The following is a 20,280-nucleotide window of genomic DNA, read 5'->3' as shown; positions in this document are numbered from 1 at the left end:
CCCGGTCGCACCGGTGCGGGTGGCGCGCCGGTCACGACAGGCTCGACGGGTCGGTGTTCGCGCCGCAGAGGATCACCGCGACCCGCTCGCCCGCCTCCGGCCGGTAGGCGCCGGAGGTGAGTGCGGCCAGCGCGGCCGCGGCGCTGTGCTCGACCACGATCCGATAGTGGTCCCACAGGTGCTGCCGGGCCGCGATCAGGTCCGCGTCCTCGACGATCAGCGACTGCACGCCGGTGCGCCGCGCCAGCTCGAACGCGATCTCGCCGACCCGGCGCGCGCCGAGTGCGTCCGCGGCCACGCCGGAGACCGGCACGTCGACCGGCCGTCCCGCGGCGAGCGCGTCGTGCAGCGAGCGGGCGCCGGTCGGCTCGACCGCGACCGTGCGGGCCCGGCCGTCCAGTGCCGCGGCGATGCCGGCCAGCAGCCCGCCGCCGCCGACCGCGACCAGCACCGTGTCGAAGCCGCCGGTCTGCTCCCACAGTTCCAGGGCCAGTGTGCCCGCGCCCGCGGCCATGTCCGGGTGGTCGTACGGGTGGCAGAACGTGGCGCCGGTGTCGGTCACCCGCTTCTGCGCCGCGTCGTACGCCTCCGCGAACTCGTTGCCGGTCTGCACCACGACCGCGCCCAGCTCGTGCAGCCGCCGCACCTTCGCGGGGGAGGAGATCACCGGCACGTAGATCTCGGCCGGCACGCCCAGCTGCGCGGCCGCGTGCGCGACCGCGATGCCCGCGTTCCCGCCGGACGCCGCGACCACGCCCGCGCCGGTCAGCTCGCCGGACTCGGCCGCGGCCAGGATCCGGTTCAGCGCGCCACGCGCCTTGAACGTGCCGGTGTGCTGCAGGTACTCCAGCTTGAAGACGGTGGCGCCGGAGTCGGTCACCGGCAGCACCGGCGTGCGCCGCACCCGGTCCCCGATCCGCACCGCCGCCGCGTCCACATCCGCCCGAGAGATCATGCACCCAGCCTACGTTCGCCCGGGGTCCAGATCGTGCGACGCCGGTGTCTACGCGGAGCCGGGTACGGCGCGTTTGATAGAGCATGACGTCCGACCTCGACGCGCTGCTGTCCGAGAGCCTCCGGGCCCGTGCGGACGCCGGAGCCCCGATCGCGCCGGACGCGCTGCTGCGCGGCGCGGTGGTTCGGGGCCGCCGGGTGCGCACCCACCGCCGGATCGCCGCGTTCGCCTGTGCCGTGGTCGTGCTGGCCGGCGTGGGCACCGCCGCCGGCCTGCTGGCCCCGCACCGGGACTCGTCCGCGCCCGTCGTCGCCACCCCGGCCCCGTCGCCGCTGCCGTCCCGGTCGCCGGCCGTGAACGACCGGGCACACCGGGACCTCGCGGTGCTGCCGGACGCCGGGCTGCCCGGTGCCGTCGCCCGGCCCGACCTGGTCGGCGCGGACCCGGCGGTGCTGCACTTCTCGGTGGACGCGCTGGCCCGGGACGCCGCGGTCGCGGGCTGGCGCTCGGCGGCCGGGGTGGAGTCCGCCCGGGTGATCCGCGGCGACCTCGATCTGTCGATCACGCTGGCCCGGGACGCGGCCGGCCTGCCGCCCTCGATCGTGGGCGAGGACCTGCTCTCCGAGGCCGCGGACGTCCGGGTCGGCGCCGGTCCCGGAACCGTGCGGGTGGCGGCCGGGCTGTCCCACCCGCCGCGGGACGGCGAGTGGAGCCTGTACCGGTTCGACTGGCAGCCGGCCGACGGGCTCTGGGCCCGGGCCGAGGTGCAGATGCCCAGCCAGGAGCTGGCGCTCGCGGCCGTCGGGCACGTGCGCCTCGACCAGAGCCGGCGGCTGATGATGCCGTTCCGGATCGGCGCCGTGCCGGCGGGCGCGACCGAGCGAGAGCGGGGGGTGGAGCTGCGGACGGACGGTCCGGGCCTGGTCGTCTCCGCGACGGCCCGGCTGGTCGCCGGGCGACGTGAGCTGAGCGTCCAGTCCGGTACGCCCCAGGGCCAGGAACGGCCGGACGGCGCGTGGGTCACCGCCGGCCCGCACCGGGTGTACGCGCCGGACGGCGGCTACTACGGCGTGGAGTCCCGGGGGCAGTCGCTCGACGTGCTCGCCGTTCCCCGCACCGATCCGCTGCCGAGGGCCGACGTGCTGGCGTTCGTCGCCGGGATGAGCTTCGCCGAGCGCCTCGACGATCCCGGCACCTGGCTCTGACGGGTTGCCGACAATCCGGTGATCGTCCGGATGAGATTCGATGAACTTGGGGCCGCTATCTGGCAAGAGTCGGAAGTCGCGCGGGTGTCCCGCCGGGTGTTTCAGGGCCGTTAAATTGGCTGCCCGCAGACTCACCGGGAGGTCTCCATGTGGTCGGCACGGCGCGTCCTGTCCCTCGTCATGGCCGCGGTCACCGCGGCCGGTCCGATCGCGGTGCACGACCACCACCCGGCACCGGAAGCGGGCCGGGCGCTGGCCGCCGGCGCCGCCGCGCTGCCGTCCGGGTTCCGCGAGCAGGTCGTGTTCGCCGGGCTCGATCAGCCGATGAACATCGAGTTCGCGCCGGACGGCCGGGTGTTCGTGGCGGAGAAGGCCGGCCGGGTCAAGGTTTTCGACAGCCTCGCGGACCCGACGCCGGCGGTCTTCGCCGACCTCACCACGAACGTGCACAACCTGCACGACCGTGGGCTGCTCGGGCTGGCGCTGCACCCGGAGTTCCCGGCCGTGCCGGACGTCTACGTGCTGTACGCGTACGACGCGCCGCCCGGCCGGACCGCGCCGTACTGGCACGACAGCTGCGCGAACGTCGGCGGCAACGTCGGCGGGCGGTGCGTGGTCACCGCCCGGCTGTCGAAGCTGAACGCGTCCGGCGCGGAGACCGTGCTGATCCAGGACTGGTGCCAGCAGTACCCGAGCCACTCCGTCGGCGACCTGCACTTCGGCGCGGACGGCATGCTCTACGCCAGCGCCGGTGACGGCGCCAACTACAGCGTGACCGACTACGGGCAGTTGGGAAACCCGGTCAACCCGTGTGCGGACCCGCCGGGCGGCTCGATGGCACCGCCGGGCGCGGAGGGCGGCGCGCTGCGCTCCCAGGACGTGCGCACGCTCGGCGACGCGACCGGGCTGGACGGCACGCTGATCCGGCTGAACCCGGCGACCGGCGCGGGCGCGGGCGGCAACCCGCTCTCCGCCAGCTCGGACGCGAACGCGCGCCGGATCGTGGCGTACGGCCTGCGTAACCCGTTCCGGTTCGCGATGCGGCCGGGGACCAGCGAGGTCTGGACCGGCGACGTCGGCTGGAACACCTGGGAGGAGATCAACCGGGTGACCAATCCGGGCGCCGGGCCGGTCAACTTCGGCTGGCCGTGCTTCGAGGGCGGGGGACGGCAGGGCGGTTACGACGGTGCGAACCTGAGCCTGTGCGAGAGCCTGTACACCGCGGGCGGGCAGGCCGGGCCGTACTACGCCTACAACCACAGTGCCGCGGTCGTCTCCGGTGACACCTGCCCGACCGGCGGCTCGTCCACCTCCGGCGCCGCGTTCTACCCGCCGGGCGGCGGCGACTACCCGGCCGCGTACAACGGCGCGTTCTTCTTCGCCGACTACAGCCGGGACTGCATCTGGGCGATGACGCCGGCCACGCCCGGCGGCCTGCCGGACCCGGCCAACCGGCGGATCTTCGTCAGCCAGGCGGCGAACCCGGTGGACCTGGCGATCGGGCCGGGCGGCGACCTCTACTACGCGGACGCGGGCGGCACGGTCCGGCGGATCCGCTACTTCGGCGGCAACCAGCCTCCGGTCGCGGTCGCGTTCGCGTCGCCGACCTCCGGTCCCGCGCCGCTGACCGTGAACTTCGACGCGACCGGCTCGTCCGATCCGGACCCGTCCGACCAGGGGCTGCTGCGTTACGCCTGGGACTTCACCGGCGACGGTACGGTCGACGCGACCACGCCGGCCGCGTCGTACACGTACCCGGACGGGCAGCCGTACACGGCGCGGCTGACCGTCACCGACTCGCTCGACGCCAAGGACAGCGTGACCGTGGCGATCTCCAGCGGCAACGCGCCACCCGCGCCGGTGATCGACACACCGGCCGGGACGACGGACTTCGCGGTCGGCGACGGCATCTCGTTCACCGGGCACGCGAGCGACCCGCAGCAGGGCACGCTGCCCGCGTCCGCGCTGCGCTGGCGGCTGCTCCAGCACCACTGCTACACGCTGGACAGCTGTCACGTGCACGTGGCGCAGGAGTGGGACGGCGTGGCCGGCGCGACGTTCCCGGCGCCGGACCACGACTACCCGTCCTACCTGGAGCTGGAACTGACCGCCACGGACGCGGGCGGGCTCAGCGTGTCCACCACCCGCCGGCTGGACCCGCGGACCGTGGACCTGACGTTCGTCACCAGCCCGCCGGGCCTGCAGCTCACGGTCGGCTCGACCGTGCGGACCACGCCGTTCACCACCACGGTCATCCAGGGCTCGGCGAACACGGCCAGCGCGGTCACCCCGCAGGCCGGGTACGGCTTCTCCGGCTGGTCCGACGGCGGCGCGCAGACCCACGTGATCACCGCGCCGGCGGCACCGGCCACGTACACCGCGACCTACGTCAAGCAGCGGCTGCCGCGGAACAACTTCAAAATCAAGTACTTCAGCTCGCAGGAGGTGGTGTCCGAGGTCGCGCTCGCGGCCCGGGTGCTGGACGGCCACACGCACACCTACTGGCACACCAACTGGTTCAACGTGCAGCCCCCGCACGAGATCCAGATCGACCTGGGCGGCTCCTACCGGGTGACGGACCTCTACTACCTGCCCCGGCAGAACAAGGCGGACGGCCGGATCAAGAACTACGAGATCTACGTCTCCGCCGACGGTACGAACTGGGGCACCCCGGTCGCGACCGGCGTCTGGCCGAACACCACGGCGGAACAGACCGTGACGTTCCCCGTGAAGACCGGGCGGTACGTGCGGCTGCGCGCGCTCAGCGAGGTGAACGGACAGCGCTGGGCCGCGGTGGCGGAGCTGAACGTGAGTGGCGTGCCCGTGTAACGTGGCGATCCATGACGGAGCCTCTCCGCCCTGGAGACCCGCGCGAACTCGGCGGCTACCGGCTGCTCGGCCGGCTCGGCGAGGGCGGCATGGGTGCTGTCTACCTCGGACGGTCGGCGGACGGCCGCAACGTCGCGGTCAAGGCGATCCGGCCCGACCTGGCGAACGAGCCGGAATATCGCGGCCGGTTCCGCTCCGAGGTCAGCCGCGCCCGCCAGGTGCCGCCGTTCTGCACCGCGGCCGTGCTCGACGCGGACCCGGAGCACACCACGCCGTACCTGGTCGTCGAGTACGTGGACGGGCCGAGCCTGGCCGAGGTGGTCGCCGACCGCGGCCCGCTCACCGGCGGCGACCTGCACAGCGTCGCGATCGGCGTGGCCACCGCGCTGACCGCGATCCACGGCGCCGGCGTCATCCACCGCGACCTCAAGCCGCGCAACGTGCTCTTCGCTCTCGGCGCGCCCAAGGTGATCGACTTCGGCATCGCGCAGCCGTTCGAGGCGACCAGCCACCACACGCGCACCGACCAGATGGTCGGCACGCTGGCGTACATGGCGCCGGAACGCTTCGACGCCGCCCCGATCGGCCCGGCCTCGGACGTGTTCGCCTGGGGTGCTGTGGTCACCTACGCCGGCACCGGGCGTACGCCGTTCGCCGCCGACTCGGCCGCCGCGACCGCGGGCCGGATCCTCACCCAGCCGCCCGACCTCGGCGGGCTGCAGTCGCCGCTGCGCGAGATCGTCGAACGCACGCTCGCGAAGGATCCGGCGGACCGGCCGACCGCGCCCGAACTGCTCGAACTGCTGCTGGACACCGGCTCGCACAGCCGGCCCGACCTTGCCGCGCGGCCCGAGGTGCAGCGCGCGGCCCAGGCGGCCCGCGCAATGCGCCGCCGCGGAACGCGCAACCGGCGGCTGGTCACGGCCGCGATCGCGGGCGTGCTGGCCGCGGCGGTGCTGGGTGCGGCCGGCGCGTGGGCGTACAGCTCCCGGGATCTGCCCACGGCCGCGCCCTCGCCGACGCCGTCGGCCGCGGTCAGCGAGCCGCCTCTGATCGGCAACGGCCCGGTGATCATCGACCCGCTGTCCCGGCCCGGCCAGTGGCCCGCGTCGGAAGAGTGCGTCTACACCGGTGGGCGCCTGGTCATCAGCGGCGAGGAACCGGTCTGGCAGGCCTGCGACGGCCCGCAGGACATGTTCGCCGGCGACCAGTCGATCACCGCCACGGTGGCGCTGCTGGAGCCGGGCAGCTGCGCGTTCATCGCGTTCCGCAAGACCGACGACCTCACCGGGTACGTGCTGTCGCTCTGCGCGGACGCGATCGCGTTCGAGCGGCACGCCGACGACCGCGCGGAAGACCTGGTGCGCGTCCCGTCGACCGCGCTGGCCGGCGGCGCCGAACACCGGGTCCGGCTGCTGATCCGGGACGACGTGGCCACGGCCTCGGTGGACGGGACCACGGTCACGTCCGCGCCGGTCAACGACCGACGGCTGGTCACCGGCTGGATCCGGCTCGGCGTCGAGGCCGGCGCCGACTACCGGAGCGGCAGCGCGGCCTTCAAGGACCTGGAGATCCGTACCCTGTGAAGAAGCTCTTGGTCTCGCTGCCGCTCCTGCTGCTGCTCGCCGCGTGCGGCTCGGCCCCGGACGACGACACCAGCTCGCCGTCACCCTCCGCCACGCCGTCCGCGGTGCCGTCCGCCACCCCGTCGACGCCGGCGTTCACGGACGTCTCGCGCGGCGACACCGACTCGATCGTGCGGCTGCTGCAGTTCACGCCCGGCAGGAACCAGGCCGTCGTGGTCGAGCCGGTCATCTTCATGACCAACCCGGAGTTCTGCGAGACCTTCCGGATCCCCGCCGACGACAAGCGCTGCACCTACGCCTGGAGCACCGCCGGCAGCGAAGCCAAGATCACCCTCCCGCGCGCGGACGACGCGATCTTCGCCCTGGTCGACCAGTCCGACCTGAGCGCCTGCATGGACGACATGGGCGCCGGCTCCTGCGAGGTCCCCGCCACCGACTTCGCCGACCACGTCGGCGAAGGCCCCACCCTGATCCGCCTCACCACCGACGACGGCGTCGCCGTCCGTCTGGCCGAGCTCTACGTTCCGTAGCCCTGGCGGCCATGCGCGCCTTTCGCGGACGACCGTCTTGATCGCGGGAGGTGTGACGGTCAGAAGCGGAAGCCGAAGAGGCCGCCGTCCTCATATCGGTCGGTCAGCTGCTCGGGAAGACGGTAGGGGGTCGCGTCGAACCCGCGGCGGCCGGCCTTGTCGAGATCGTCGGAGTTCATCGAGATGATGTACTGCAGGCCCTCGCGCTCCGCCGTCCTTGCCGCCAGGCCGAGCGCGGCGGCGAGCTGGCGTTCGTCGACACCGTCGAAGAGATGGCTGTCGTGGACGAGGAAGTCGGGCGCACGCCCGGCTCGGTGGGCCAGGACCGCCAGGGTCAAATCGAAGCAGAAGATGACCATGCTTCCGATGCCGCCACTGTTGTCGCTCTGAATGTGCGGCTCGATCCGCAGACTGTTCGGCGCGGCTTCGAACCGTAGGTAGGCACTGCGGTCGCTGCCGTAGAGCGCGCGGGCGAAGTCGGAGAACAGGACCGTGGCCTCGTCGACGAAGCCACGGCGATCCTCGATGTCGCGGTTCATCTCATCCTGCAGACTCAGCCGTGCCTGCGTGATCTCGCGCCTCGTCGACTCCAGAGCCTGTGCCGCTTCGTAGCGGTGCTGGAGCGCCGAGAGCGTGGCTCGTTGTTCACCCAGGACCTGCTGGAGAGTGGTGAGCGCGGACAGTGCGCCCCCTTCCTCGAGCGTCCGCAGCGTCGCGGCCAGCTGCGCGCCGAGTCGCCCTCGTTCGGCCTCGCTGTCGGCGAGCCGTTGGCGAACCGTGTCGCGTTCCTCCTCGAGGTAACGCCGGCGGTTCCGTACGACGGAGTGATGGAACGCCTCGACCTCGTCGAAGCGACGGCGGACCTGACCGCCGAGGATTACACCGAGCTGGCCGTAGACCGGCTCCAGGTAACTGATGTCCGGCTCGATCGCTTCCTGCAGGGCTCGTTCGACGTCTTCGAGGTTGCGCCGATCTGCGGTGTCCCGGGCGATGAGCCGGCGGATGGCCTGATCCACGTCGTCAGCTCGGCGGCGCAGGTGTTCGTACTCGGGCACGACATGGAAGTTGTCGACCTGGCCCTGGAGCTCGGCGACGCGACGCTCGGCGAGGGCGATCTCGCTACGCAGGTCGGCGACCTTGCCGATGATGCGTCCCATGAGCGGATCCTGCGCCGCCTTCTGCATCTGCTGGCGGGCGTTCTCGCGGGCCCGCAGTGCCCGGTAGCGGTCGGCGAGGTGATGATCGAGGCCGAACAGATAGGCGAGGTTGGTCGCGGCGTCGTGATCCGCCTGGCGGACGTGGCCGTGCACGGCGCTCACATATCCCGCCGAACTCACCCGGCGGATGAGGAAGGAGAGCAGGTTGCGCCCACTGACGCCGTCGTGCTGCTCCGGGAGGTTGAACAGGTCTCGTTCGATGAGCCGTTGCCACTCGGTGTTACGGACCGCGCCCGTCCCCAGGTCGAGCTGTCCCTGATCCACCCCGGACGGTGCCGGGTGCAGCCGGACCCATGTGTGGCGTTCACCGGAGCGATGGACGGTGACGGGTTCGGGCAGGCGTGGCCAGTCGAGGGTGAGGTTGAACTCGACCTTCTGCAGCACCGCCTGCCGCGGCAGCGACTTAGGCTCGCTACGTTCACCGAGCATGAAGTGGATGAGCTCGATCATGCTCGACTTGCCCGCACCGTTACGGCTGTCCGTGTCGCGAGAGCCATTGGCGGTGTCAGCGACCAGGATGTTCAGACCGGCACGGAACTGCAGCGCCCGGAAACGATGATCACTCGCCCCCAGCCGGCGCAGCATTCGCCTGCCTCCTTCGCAGCAGGTCCCGATCGAGTTCGAGGACTCCCAGCGCGTACAGAACGTCCAGTGACAGCACGAACCACCAGAACGGCAACGGCGCATGATGCCCGTGGCCGGATCGCCACTCCTTCAGCCTCGCCCACGTCTGGCTGACCGTCATCGGCCGGTCGAGCAGCTGAAGGACCTGAGCGCCGACCACCACGAGCGCCCGTTGCGGTGCGATGCCTTTCGTCGGTGTGATCATGAGATCGCCTGCCGGTCGGCGGGCGGTTCCTCGAAGATGTCGCAGGTCTCGAAGAAGTACGCGAGGATCACCATCACGGCCCTCTCCTGTTCGCGAGATCCGCGGACATTGCCGGCTACGTACTCCTGCAGCTTCCAGATGATCTCCGCGGGATCCTGATACTCCTGGCGGAGGTCACGATAATACGTGTGAAAACCGAAGGCCACATCGTCACGTTCGGTGACGTCGGTCCGCGCCTGATAATAGTCCTCGACCATTGGCGTATATCGCATCGCGAGGACGAACTCCTCGCGGTCGTCCCGGCTGAGCCGGTTGTAGTCGAGCTTGCCGGGAGGCACCTCCCGCGCTTCGGCGAGCAGGGAACCGGAGCGGCGAAGGGACACCAGATGCGCGAGCAGCGGCTCTAGATCACTCGGCCCTACGCGGTACACGCGGTCGGTCGACGGGAAGTCGCAGCCGAGGACGTCGGCGATCACGTCTCGTTCCAGGCCGCACAATTCCCGGTATAGATGGATCGGCCCCATCTGCTCGAACTTGAGATCCGGATGGGTGATTCTGGCGTCGTTGAGCAGTAGTGACACCTCGGGGTGAACGCCGTTGCGCGCGTCATTGTGCACGAAGACGAACGTGGTGAATTGACCGCCGCGTTTCTCGATAGCTTTGGTCAGGTCGCTGTGGAACTTGCGGCGGATCTCGCCGGCGTCCGGACTCTGCGGTGCGTAGCACGCGTATAGCGTCCGGTCGTGCAGGCGCAGACCGTCGGCGCCGAGATCACCGAGTGTGCCGTGCGTGCGGACGTTGATGAAGTCCGGATAACGCTCGCACATGATCTTATGGAAGAGGTGCTCGAATGCGGAGTCGAAATGCTCGTCGAGCATGCGGCGAAAGACGACGCGGACGAAACTTCGATCTTCATTCGAGAGCACTCGCCGCCCCCATCGCGATCGGCTCCACACCGGACGCAGACAACGTAACGGCCTTCGTGGATGGACGGAACCCTTTCTGGCCCCCCTTCCGAGCCGCCGCGGGCCGCTCGCGACGAGCGGCCCGGGTCGACTGTGCGCGGGTCAGAGGCGCGTCGCGGCGATGTCTGTCACGAGGATGGCGCGGGCGCCGATTTCGTAGAGTTCGTCCATGATGCGGTGCATCTCGGCGCGCTGGACCATGGCCTGGACGGCGACCCAGCCCTCGCGGTGCAGCGGCGAGACGGTCGGCGACTCTATGCCGGGGGTCAGGGCGGTGGCCTGGTCGAGGAGGTCGGCGCGCACGTCGTAGGCGAGCATGACGTAGCGGCGGGCGACCAGGACGCCCTGGAGGCGGCGCAGCAGTTGGGCGGCGCCGGTGCCGGAGGCCTCGGAGGCTGAGCGGCTGATCAGGATCGCGGAGGACTTGAGCAGCGGCTCGCCGACGGTGACCAGGCCGGCCTGGCGGAGGGTGGCGCCGGTCTCGACGACGTCGGCGATGACGTCGGCGACGCCGAGGCGGATGGCGTTCTCGACGGCGCCGTCCAGCCGCACCACGGTCGCCGAGAGGGAGTTGGCGGCCAGGTAGTGGGCGACCACGCCGGGGAACGCGGTGGCCACCCGGCGGCCGTCGATCTCGGCGACGGACTGCAGCGTCTCGGGGCGGGCGGCGAAGCGGAACTGGGCGCCGCCGAAGGACAGGTCCATGATCTCCGAGGCCGGGGCGCCGGAGTCCAGGAGCAGGTCGCGGCCGGTGATGCCGAGATCGAGATCCCCGCTGCCGACGTAGACCGCGATGTCGCGCGGGCGCAGGTAGAAGAACTCGACGTCGTTGGCCGGGTCCTGGCAGACCAGATCGCGGTCGTCGCCGCGCTGGCGGTAGCCGGCCTCGCGCAGCATCTCGATGGCGGGACGGGACAGGGCGCCCTTGTTGGGCACGGCGATGCGCAGCATCAGAAGAGACTCCAGGCGAGAGGGAGGCAGGGAGAGGACGAGACCGACACCTACAGATGTCGGTAGACGTCCTTCAGCTCCAGCCCGCTGGCCAGCATCAACACCTGTGCCTGGTAGAGCAGCTGCGAGATCTCCTCGGCGGCGCGCTCCGGACCCTCGTGCTCGGCGGCCATCCACGCCTCGGCCGCCTCCTCGACGACCTTCTTGCCGATGGCATGGACGCCGCGCTCGACCGCCGCCACGGTGTGCGAGCCGGGGGTTCCGGCCGCCACCTTTGCCTGCAGTTCCGCGAACAGCTCGTCGAAGGTCTTCACGGGAGACGATTCTCGCAGGACCCTTCGGCCCCACCGCACCCGGGCAGCCAATATGCTCATGGCCATGCGTAGAACCTCCGTGCCCGCCGTCGCCCTGCTGCTCGCCACGGTCGCCGGGGTGTCCGCGTGCGCGCCGGAGGAGTCCGGCGGCGAGGCGACACCCGCGGCGTCCGGCACCGTCAGCTGTGACCCCGGGTCGATGAAGACGCTCACCGCAGGGAAGCTGACGATCGGCACCGACCAGCCGGCGTACGAGCCGTGGTTCAAAGACGACAAGCCGGAGAGCGGCGAGGGCTTCGAGTCCGCGGTCGCCTACGCGGTCGCCACCCAACTCGGCTACACCAAGGAGAACGTGGTGTGGACGCGGGTGCGGTTCGACAGCGCGATCGCACCGGGGCCGAAGAGCTTCGACATCGACATCAACCAGTTCTCGATCACCGAGGAGCGGCGCAAGGCGGTCGACTTCTCCTCTCCGTACTACCTCGTCCGGCAGGCGGTCGTGGCGAAGAACTCGTCGAGGATCGCGGGCGCGACCGGCCTGGCCGGGCTGAAGGACGCGAAGCTGGGCGCGCAGGTCGGCACGACCAGCTACCAGGCGATCACGGAGCTGGTGAAGCCGTCCCAGGCGGCGCAGGTGTTCAACAGCAACGACGACGCGAAGCAGGCGCTGGAGAACGGCACGATCGACGGGCTCGTGGTGGATCTGCCGACCGCGTTCTACATGACCGCGGCCGAGCTGACCGACGCGAAGATCGTGGGCCAGATGCCGCAGGTCGGCACGCAGGAGGGCTTCGGCATCGTGCTCGACCAGGGCTCGTCGCTGACCGGCTGCGTCACCCAGGCCGTCGACGCGCTGCGCACGGACGGCACGCTGACGACGCTGGAGAAGCAGTGGCTCGCCCAGGTGGCGGGCGCGCCCGAGCTGTCATGACGGCTGGGGTTCCCGCACCGGGCGAGACACGACGGTCATGACCGCGGACGTCCACACACCGAGTGAGATGCAGCGGGCGCGCGTCGCCTACCGCCGGAAGCAGTCGATCCGGTCGGTGATCATCAGCGCGGTCTCCACCGCGGTGGCCGGCGTGCTGGTCGTGGTGCTGGTGACCGGCTCGCCGGGCTGGCCGCGCGTGCAGGCCTCGTTCCTCGACCCGCAGGTCGCGGCCGACTCGCTGCCGGCGATCCTGCGCGGGCTGTGGCTCAACGTGCGGCTGCTGGTCGTGTGCGCGATCGGCGCGCTGCTGCTCGGCCTGCTGATCGCGGTGCTGCGGACCACCAGGGGCGCGGTGTTGTTCCCGCTGCGCGCGCTGGCCACCGGTTATACGTACACGCTGCGTGGTATGCCTTTGATCATCGGTTTGTATCTGCTGACCTTCGGCGTGCCGGGACTGCGTCTGCAGGGGACGCCGAGCGTGCTGGTGCTGGGCGCGATCGCGCTGATCATCACGTACGCGGGTTATCTCGCCGAGGTGTTCCGGGCCGGCATCGAGAGCATCCACCCGAGCCAGTGGTCGGCGGCCCGGTCGCTCGGACTGACATATCGGCAGACGATGCGGCACGTGGTGCTGCCGCAGGCGGTGCGGCGGGTGGCGCCGCCGCTGCTCAACGACATGGTGGCGCTGCAGAAGGACGTGGGTCTGGTGTCGGTGGCCGGGCTGGTCGACGCGGTGCGGGCCGCCCAGATCGAGACCGCGAACGCGTTCAACTTCACGCCGTACGTGGTGGCGGCCGTGCTGTTCGTGCTGCTGGCGATCCCGTTGATCGCGGTGACGGACCTGGTCACGCTGCGGGCGGCGCGGCGGCAGAACGCGGGCGGGCGGTGATCCGGTGACACGCGACGACGACGAGGTGAGCTTCGGCGAGCAGCTGGAACGCGACCGGCTCGACAGGCGCCCGGAACGCACGGACGAGACCCGGGTGGCGGACTTCGACGCGGCCCGGCAGCGGCGCGAGCGGGCCAGGGAGCGTGCGCTGCGCCGATCGACCGGCGCGTTCCCGGCGGTCTCCGAAGAACAAGATCAACAGCCCGCCGAGGGTACGGACGGGAGCCTCTACGACGCGCCCGCACCGAACAGCCGTGGCCGTCGCCGCAGCGAGCGCGACACGGAGTCGCCGTCCGGCGGGTACGCGCGGTTCGCCACGCCGGAGTCCCCGCCGGGCGGATACGCGCGGGACGAGCCGGAGTCCCCGTCGGGTGGGTACGCGCGGGACGAGACGGAGTCCCCGTCAGGCGGGTACGCCCGGTTCGCGACGCGGGACGAGGCGGTTCCGGCCGCGCCGGGTCCCGGCGCTGACCCGTACCCCCGCATGCCCGTCGACGGAATCGGCGTGGAACCGGACTCGCGGCTGGTGGACGAGCGGCCACGGCGATCGCGGCATGCGGCGCGGGCGGAGCCGGGTGACGAGCCGCCGGCCCGGCGCAGCCGGCGCGGACGGGACGAGCTGAGCGATACCGCGGCCGGACTGGTCCAGTCGATCACGACGGCGGATCAGGAGGCGGCCTACGTGCCGGTGCCGACGCAGCCGGCCCTGTCGTGTTCCGGGCTGCGCAAGTCGTTCCGCGGCGGCCTGGTGCTCCAGGACCTCGACCTGGACGTGGCCGAGCACGAGGTGGTGGTGCTGATCGGTGCGTCCGGCTCCGGCAAGTCGACGCTGCTGCGCTGCATCAACCTGCTCGAGGAGATCGACGACGGCACGATCCTGCTGGACGGCGAGCACATCACCGACCCCAGGACCAACCCCGACACGGTACGCCGCAGGATCGGCATGGTGTTCCAGTCCTACAACCTGTTCCCGCACATGACCGTGCTGCAGAACATCACGCTCGCGCCGGAACGCGTGCACAGGCGCCGCCGCGCCGAGGTCGAGGCCGAGGCGCGCACCTGGCTGGAGCGCGTCGGGCTGGGCGACAAGGCGCGCGAATACCCGGACCGGCTCTCCGGCGGCCAGCAGCAGCGCGTCGCGATCGTCCGCGCGCTGGTCAACTCGCCGCGGCTGCTGCTGCTCGACGAGGTCACGTCCGCGCTCGACCCGGAGCTGGTCGGCGAGGTCCTCACCATGATCAAGGACCTGAAGACCGAGGGCATGACCATGATCCTGGCGACGCACGAGATGGCGTTCGCCCGGCAGGTCGCCGACCGGGTGTGCTTCCTGGACGGCGGCCGGATCCTCGAACAGGGACCACCGGAGCAGGTCTTCGGCGCGCCGCAGCACCCGCGCACCCGCCAGTTCCTGCGCCGGATCATCGAGGCGGGGCGGCTCTGACGCGCACGGCGTCACTCCGGTGGTTCTCCTCCCGCACGCCGGGGCCGGGGATGCGGACGTGCGGTGAATCGGTCGAGGAGGGTCCGGCGGGCCGCGTAGCATCCGGCGGGTGGCGCGATTCACGGATCCGACGTCGTCCTACTCGCTGATCAACCTCGCTGCGTCGCCGATCGATGTGGTCTGTCCGCGATGCGGTGATCGTGCCCGGGTGGTGACGGACGCACCGCTCTCGCGCCGGGTCGGCTCCCCGGCCGGGCGGAACGCGGTACGTGGCGTGCCGATGCCGTCTGCGGCGTAGGTGAGCTTCCGGAACCGGCGATCGCCTGTCATATCGCACCCGCCGGTTCCTGCGCCGACTCACGGAGGCGGCCTCTGCCGGGGCAGCGGATCCCGGCGCGGCGTGGCAGTCTGCCGTCATGAGGCTGCGTGCGCTGCCGTGGCTCGCGCTGATCGTCGCCGGGGTCGCGGGCATCGCGATGCGCGAGGCGTCCGGGCTGCTGGGCCGGCTGCAGCAGGCCGGCGCCCCGTCCTACGGCATGGGCGCGCTGACCGGCTGGCCGGGCCCGCCGTGGGAACATCGCGCGATCACCGGGGCGGTCACCGCCTGGTCGGAGCGGACCGTGGGCACCGACCTGCACGGGCCCGCCCTCGCCTGGGTCCACTGGTATGCCGCGCTGGCCGCCGTGCTGTTTCTCCCAGCGTGCGGGATCCTGCTGCTCACCGCGGTCCGGGCGGTCGGCTTCGAGGGCGGCGCGGCCCGGTGGCACGTGCTGCCGGCCGTGCTCGCGGCCGAGGCCGAGGCACTGTGGACGCCGGTCGTCGCGGGCGGGCTGGACGGGTCGCCGCACGGCCTCGCCGCTCTCGTTTCCGCGCTGCTCAGCGCCGTGAAGTGGATCGCGCTGGCGATCGCGGGGGGCGCGATCCTGGTGCGCTGGCTGGCCGCGGACGTCGGCCCGCCCCGGCCGTTCGCCGGCGACCGCGTGTGGCGGCGCCACCATGTCCAGCTGATCGCCGTGGCCGTGCTGTTCCTCGCGTTCGCGGCGCCGCTGGGCGGGCCGCTCGACCAGGGCCCCGACATCGTCCGGGCCTGGGCAGACCCGAATTTCACGCCGGTCCGGGTGCTCGGCCCGCTGACCGGCACGCTGCTGCTCTGCGTGGCACTGTGGACGGCCGGGCGGTGGGCACTGCTGGACGGCGTGGGCCCGGCGCGCGAGCCGGGCCGCTGGCAGCTCACCCTGATCGCGGGCGCGGCAGCCGCGCTGCTGTTCGGGGCGCTGCGGCTGACCGGCTTCGACACGGGCCTCAACCTGCTCGGTATCGCGCTGGTGCTGGCGGTGATCGGCGGGGTGAACGGGGCGCTCGGCGCGCGTGCCTCGTCGGCGTCGCACACCGACCTTCCGGGCGATCGGTGGGGCCGGGTCAGCCGCCTCGGTCGGTGCCTGAGCGTGGCACCGCTGGTGGCGCTGGGGATGCTGCTGGTCCGGGCGTTCAGCGGGCCGGTGCTGCTGTCCGGTGCCGCCGGGATGCCGGTCCGGGCCGCGTGGGGGTGGCTGCTCGCGGGCGTGGTGCTGGCCGTGGTGGTGGCGCCGGCATCGGCGTGGGGCGCCGGCGTGCTGGAACGGCGATGGGTCGACCGGAGCGCGCGACGGAAGCGATGGGTGCCGCATCAGGTGGGTGCGGCGGTGCTGGGCGCGGGCGTGGTGGTGGCCGTGACCGGGGCGGTCGATCCGCTGGCGGCCGGGCGCGGGGTCCGGGTGATCGGGCTGCTGACCGTGGCGCTGGCAACGCTGGTGGTGGCGTTCGGGTTCGTCCGGCGGCGGGCGGAGCAACGACTGCCGACGCGGCTGTTCAGCCGGGCACGACGCACGCCGGTGCTGGCGCTGAGCCTGGTGACGGTGCTGGTGGCCGGGCAGGTCGACGCCGGGCGCTATCACGACGTGCCGATGGTGGCGGGCGCATCGGCGGGGATCGCCGGGGATGACGGGAATGCGCTCGAGGGTGCGTTCGAGGAGTGGCTGAGGAACGCCGGGGCGTGTGCGCCGGGAGCCGGGGCCGGTGAGATCGAGGCCGGGCGGCCGGTGGTGCCGTTGGTGCTGGTGGCCGCGCCGAGCGGTGGATCCCGGGCCGCGTACTGGACCGCGGCGGCGCTGGACGACCTCACCGATCCGGAGTTGCAGCGCCGGGCGCTGGCCCCGGAGACGGCGGGTGCGGCGTGCGGGGACCGCGCGATCTTCGCGATCAGCGGCGTGTCCGGCGGCAGCCTCGGTGCGGCGGTCTGGGCGACGTCCCGGGACGGTGCCCGCACCGAGTCGCCCGGCCGGACCGAGGCCGCCGCCGGTGTCCCGGTGTCCGAGGAGCCGCTGGCCGCGCTGCTGGCCGCCGGTTTCTACCGCGACCTCCCGCACATGCTGCACGGCATCGACGGCCGCGGCACCCGGCACATCGCCGACCGCGCCCGCATCCTCGAGACCGGCTGGGAACGCGCCAACCCGGCGCTCGCCGCCGACCTGGCCACGGTCGCCCCAGCCACCGGCACCTGGCGCCCGCTGCTGCTCTTCAACGGCACCGCCGTCGAGACCGGCTGCCGCGTCGTCGTCGCCCCGATCCCCGCGGCCGTGACCGCCGAGCGGCGCGGCGACGCGCTCGCCAGCTGCCGGGCAGCCGCCGGGCCCGCACGCGGCAACGGCTCCGGCCGGTTCGCGGTCGGCGCGCTCGACGCCCAGGACTACCTCGGCTGCACCGGCGACGCGTCGCTCCGGCTGTCCACGGCCGCGCTGCTGTCGGCCCGCTTCCCGTACTTCACGCCGACCGGCCGGATGCGGCACTGCAACCCCGACGGCACCGTCGCGGAGACCTTCGGCGTGGACGGCGGATATCTCGAGACCAACGGCATCGCGCTCGCCCTCGACCTGTGGCGCGCCCTCGAACCCGTGGTCGCCGCGCACAACCGCGCCCCCGCCGGCCGCCCGCTCATCGCACCGATGCTGGTCGTGCTGGACAACCACTACCAGCGGTACGGCGCACCCACCGCCACCGACCGCCCCGCCGAGCTGATCGCGCCGCTCACCGCCCTCCAGGCCCCGCGCACCGCCCAGACCGGCCCGATCCAGCTCCAGGACGCGCTCCTCGAACTCTCCGGCCCGCTTCCCGGACTCGGCCCCGGCCGGCTGCGCGCCGGCGACGACCCGTGCGGCGACAGCCGCGTCTTCCGCCTCGCCCCGGACGCCCACCCGGGCGTCGAGGCCCCGCTCGGCTGGGTCCTCTCCGACGCGGCCCAGCACGACCTGCGTACCGAACTGCGCACCCAGACCGCCGCCGGCGCACCCTGCGCCGCCGTTGCCGGGCGGGCGGCGGGCTCACTCGTACCCGCGCTGGAACCCGGTGGAATGGCCACCGTCCTGCAGATGCTCGGCGGCGCGCTGAGGCTCACCGCGTCGTGAAGGACCCGTGCAGCGGTGCGCGGCGTCAGCGCGTCCGGGCCCGGTGGGTGCGGAGCAGCGCCGTGATCCGGTGTTACCGGCCGAGGCGGAGACGGTCCGCGATGCCGTGCTGGTTGAGCTTCCACGCCTCGCCCGGGGTCGCGGTGTGCCGCTCCCACGGCGTCGGGCCGGCGGCGAACGCGGGCCCGGCCGCCGCTCGGGTGGCCTCGAACGGTCATTGACCGATGTAGCACATGTGCTACAGTCGGCATGTGGAGGAAGTCGGGCTGCGGGAGATGCGGCAGAATGCCAGCGACCTGGTGCGCAGGGCGCAGGCGGGTGAACGCGTGGCCATCACCGTCGCCGGCCGGCCGGCGGCCGTGCTCGGGCCGGTCAGCCCCCGGTCCTGGCGCGCGTGGGACGAGATCGCCGAGGTGTTCGGCCAGCCCACAGACCCGGGGTGGGGCGAAGACCGAGACCTCCTGGACGACACCGTCACCGATCCGTGGTCCGGGCGATGAGCCGCGGCATCCTGGACACCAGCATCCTCATCGCTACCGATGTGACTCCCATTCCCGGCGAGCTGGCCATCAGCGTCGCCAGCCTCGCCGAACTCCAGTTCGGAGTGCTGGTCGCGAAGACCTCTGAAGCAAGGGCGCTCCGGCTGGCACGACTCAGCGCGATTCAGCGCCGGTTCGATCCGCTGCCGATAGACGACGCCATCGCCGACAGCTACGCACGACTGGCGGCACGGGTGGTCGAGACCGGCCGTCAACCCCGGGCAAGGGTGATGGACCTGCTCATCGCGGCGACCGCGCACGCACACGACGCCGCCGTCTACACCCGCAATGCCGACGATCTCGCAGGCCTCGAGGACCTCATCACGATCCGCACGATCTAGAGCCTGTATCGAAGTGGGAGACGGGCTGCGGCGTGGCCCAGGCGCCGCCTGGCCGCACGGCGCAAAGCCCACATACAACACCGGTATGAGGGCTTCCGCGCCGCGCACCCAGACGACACCTGGACCTCGCCTCGCTCCGGCCCCCACTTCGATACAGGCTCTAGAGCCCGTCTCCCCCTTCGACACGACGGATGAGCTGCTCGGTGTCGTCAGCGGGCCGGGCCGGTCCTGACGAGTCTGATCCGTGCGAGCGTGGGCGGGTGGGTGGCCGCCGCCCGCACGACGGCCGTCCCGTCCGAGGGCCGGGTCAGCGGGGCTCGGCGAAGGAGTGGTAACAGAAGGTGCCGGGTCCGGGGCCGTTGTTCTTCGGCTCCTCCTCACCGTCGATGGTGATGCCGCACGTCACCGTCGGGACGGTGGTCAGGGAAACGGCGGTGACGGACGCGCTGAGGCTGATCGACGTGGGCCGGCCGAACGAGGGGAACTGGATCCTCTTCGTCCAGGGCAGTCCGACCGACTCCTGTACCGGTTCGGCGGTGATCGGATCGTTGTAGCTGATGGTCGCCGTGCGGGTGTCCTTGCCGGTGACGGTCAGCACCATCTCATGCGGCTTGCCGGTCGCGGTGCGGCCGACGCCGGGCAGGCGCTCCAGCACCTGGCCGGCGAGCGTGGTCGAGGCCTTCTGCGGGTCGAAGCCCTCGTCGGCGTGCGCGAATCCGATGCTCATGCTGATGAGCAGCGCACCGCGGCGGACGATGATCTCCGAGTCGTCGGCGGTGGTGGAGTTGAACCAGGCCTCGTCCGCGCCTGGGACGGCCGTCGTGCCGATCGCGGCGGGGGAGGTCCGGGCGCGCTGATCGCGCATCGACCCGAAGTACAGCTCCCCGGAGACCGGGTCCGGCTGGAGGTTGAGCGAGAAGAAGTGGCTGCCCAGCGCGTGACACGAGATCGCGTTCGGGCCGATGTCCGGCGCCGGGCCGCGGTCCTCCCACCGCAGCGCCTCGACGCCGACGGCCAGGAAGTCGTCCACGGTCAGCACGTCGCACATCGCGTCGGTGAGCTTGCCGTCGACGGGCTGGGGCCAGGCCGTCGGCGTCGCCTCCGAGCCCCAGCCGTCGCCGCCGTCATCGCCGCCGGCACCGCAGGCGGTCAGGCACAGTGCCGCGGCGAGCGCGGCGAGCAGCCGCCGGGGTCGGTCGGGCTTGATCATGGGTCTCCCCTCACCGGTCGTGAAGCACGGTCACGACAAGGAAAGACCCTCGCGGGTACGGACCGGGGCATTCCAGGACCAGATCGGAGGCTCCGGGACGTCCGGCCT

Annotated in this window: 17 protein-coding genes; 10 read left to right on the top strand and 7 right to left on the bottom strand. The window is 72.1% G+C overall.

The window, feature by feature from the left end:
- Positions 1 to 31 precede the first annotated feature (31 nt).
- Entirely contained in the window at positions 32 to 955 is a 924-nt protein-coding gene (locus tag J2S43_RS22345) for a threonine/serine dehydratase (protein WP_306832210.1), read from the bottom strand.
- Between the two features lie 83 nt (positions 956 to 1,038).
- On the opposite strand from J2S43_RS22345, the gene J2S43_RS22340 reads away from it, so the two are divergent.
- The 4 genes from J2S43_RS22340 (at position 1,039) to J2S43_RS22325 (ending at position 7,105) form a co-directional block, all read left to right on the top strand.
- A complete protein-coding gene (locus J2S43_RS22340) occupies positions 1,039 to 2,160 on the top strand; it encodes a hypothetical protein (protein WP_306832208.1) in 1,122 nt (373 codons plus the stop codon).
- A 147-nt stretch (positions 2,161 to 2,307) separates the two neighbouring features.
- Positions 2,308 to 4,989 (top strand): PQQ-dependent sugar dehydrogenase, encoded by a 2,682-nt coding sequence (locus J2S43_RS22335; protein ID WP_306832206.1) that lies wholly within the window; start codon positions 2,308 to 2,310, stop codon positions 4,987 to 4,989.
- A gap of 11 nt (positions 4,990 to 5,000) precedes the next feature.
- Positions 5,001 to 6,575 (top strand): serine/threonine protein kinase, encoded by a 1,575-nt coding sequence (locus J2S43_RS22330; protein ID WP_306832204.1) that lies wholly within the window; start codon positions 5,001 to 5,003, stop codon positions 6,573 to 6,575.
- Positions 6,572 to 7,105 carry a hypothetical protein gene (locus tag J2S43_RS22325; RefSeq protein WP_306832202.1) on the top strand — a complete coding sequence of 178 codons (534 nt, stop codon included), beginning with the start codon at positions 6,572 to 6,574 and terminating at the stop codon, positions 7,103 to 7,105. Before J2S43_RS22330 ends, J2S43_RS22325 begins: the two co-directional genes overlap by 4 nt.
- A 59-nt stretch (positions 7,106 to 7,164) precedes the next feature.
- On the opposite strand, the gene J2S43_RS22320 is transcribed toward J2S43_RS22325, so the two are convergent.
- The 5 genes from J2S43_RS22320 to J2S43_RS22300 all read right to left on the bottom strand — a co-directional run bounded on the left by J2S43_RS22320 (position 7,165) and on the right by J2S43_RS22300 (position 11,381).
- Positions 7,165 to 8,907, bottom strand: coding sequence for an ABC-three component system protein (locus J2S43_RS22320; protein ID WP_306832200.1), 1,743 nt, complete (start codon positions 8,905 to 8,907; stop codon positions 7,165 to 7,167).
- Entirely contained in the window at positions 8,882 to 9,151 is a 270-nt protein-coding gene (locus J2S43_RS22315) for an ABC-three component system middle component 6 (protein WP_306832198.1), read from the bottom strand. The genes J2S43_RS22320 and J2S43_RS22315 overlap by 26 nt, the downstream gene beginning before the upstream one ends.
- On the bottom strand, positions 9,148 to 10,029 hold the full coding sequence (locus J2S43_RS22310; RefSeq protein ID WP_306832196.1) for an ABC-three component system protein: 882 nt from the start codon (positions 10,027 to 10,029) through the stop codon (positions 9,148 to 9,150). The genes J2S43_RS22315 and J2S43_RS22310 overlap by 4 nt, the downstream gene beginning before the upstream one ends.
- A 189-nt stretch (positions 10,030 to 10,218) precedes the next feature.
- Positions 10,219 to 11,067 carry an ATP phosphoribosyltransferase gene (gene hisG / locus J2S43_RS22305; RefSeq protein ID WP_306832194.1) on the bottom strand — a complete coding sequence of 283 codons (849 nt, stop codon included), beginning with the start codon at positions 11,065 to 11,067 and terminating at the stop codon, positions 10,219 to 10,221.
- A 50-nt stretch (positions 11,068 to 11,117) separates the two neighbouring features.
- The gene (locus J2S43_RS22300) at positions 11,118 to 11,381 is read right to left on the bottom strand and encodes a phosphoribosyl-ATP diphosphatase (RefSeq protein ID WP_306832193.1); all 264 of its coding nucleotides are present in this window, start codon (positions 11,379 to 11,381) and stop codon (positions 11,118 to 11,120) included.
- 58 nt (positions 11,382 to 11,439) lie between these two features.
- Here J2S43_RS22300 and J2S43_RS22295 point away from each other — a divergent pair, with 58 nt between their 5' ends.
- The 6 genes from J2S43_RS22295 to J2S43_RS22270 all read left to right on the top strand — a co-directional run bounded on the left by J2S43_RS22295 (position 11,440) and on the right by J2S43_RS22270 (position 18,962).
- Positions 11,440 to 12,312 (top strand): ABC transporter substrate-binding protein, encoded by an 873-nt coding sequence (locus J2S43_RS22295; protein ID WP_370881648.1) that lies wholly within the window; start codon positions 11,440 to 11,442, stop codon positions 12,310 to 12,312.
- Positions 12,313 to 12,349: 37 nt separating this feature from the next.
- Positions 12,350 to 13,201 (top strand): amino acid ABC transporter permease, encoded by an 852-nt coding sequence (locus tag J2S43_RS22290; protein ID WP_306832189.1) that lies wholly within the window; start codon positions 12,350 to 12,352, stop codon positions 13,199 to 13,201.
- 706 nt (positions 13,202 to 13,907) lie between these two features.
- Positions 13,908 to 14,642: an amino acid ABC transporter ATP-binding protein gene (locus J2S43_RS22285; RefSeq protein ID WP_306839391.1), complete on the top strand. Its 735-nt coding sequence runs from the start codon at positions 13,908 to 13,910 to the stop codon at positions 14,640 to 14,642.
- Positions 14,643 to 15,058: 416 nt separating this feature from the next.
- Positions 15,059 to 18,082, top strand: coding sequence for a hypothetical protein (locus J2S43_RS22280; protein ID WP_306832187.1), 3,024 nt, complete (start codon positions 15,059 to 15,061; stop codon positions 18,080 to 18,082).
- A 251-nt stretch (positions 18,083 to 18,333) separates the two neighbouring features.
- Positions 18,334 to 18,582, top strand: a complete 249-nt coding sequence (locus J2S43_RS22275; protein ID WP_306832185.1) for a type II toxin-antitoxin system Phd/YefM family antitoxin — start codon at positions 18,334 to 18,336, stop codon at positions 18,580 to 18,582.
- Positions 18,579 to 18,962 (top strand): PIN domain-containing protein, encoded by a 384-nt coding sequence (locus J2S43_RS22270; RefSeq protein WP_306832183.1) that lies wholly within the window; start codon positions 18,579 to 18,581, stop codon positions 18,960 to 18,962. Before J2S43_RS22275 ends, J2S43_RS22270 begins: the two co-directional genes overlap by 4 nt.
- A gap of 307 nt (positions 18,963 to 19,269) precedes the next feature.
- On the opposite strand, the gene J2S43_RS22265 is transcribed toward J2S43_RS22270, so the two are convergent.
- Positions 19,270 to 20,172 (bottom strand): hypothetical protein, encoded by a 903-nt coding sequence (locus tag J2S43_RS22265; protein ID WP_306832181.1) that lies wholly within the window; start codon positions 20,170 to 20,172, stop codon positions 19,270 to 19,272.
- Between the last annotated feature and the right edge of the window lie 108 nt (positions 20,173 to 20,280).

The sequence above is a fragment of the Catenuloplanes nepalensis genome, assembly GCF_030811575.1.
Taxonomy (GTDB): Bacteria; Actinomycetota; Actinomycetes; order Mycobacteriales; family Micromonosporaceae; genus Catenuloplanes; species Catenuloplanes nepalensis.
The sequence above is the reverse complement of the archived record's forward strand: the minus strand, read 5'-3'. Positions and strand labels throughout refer to the sequence as shown.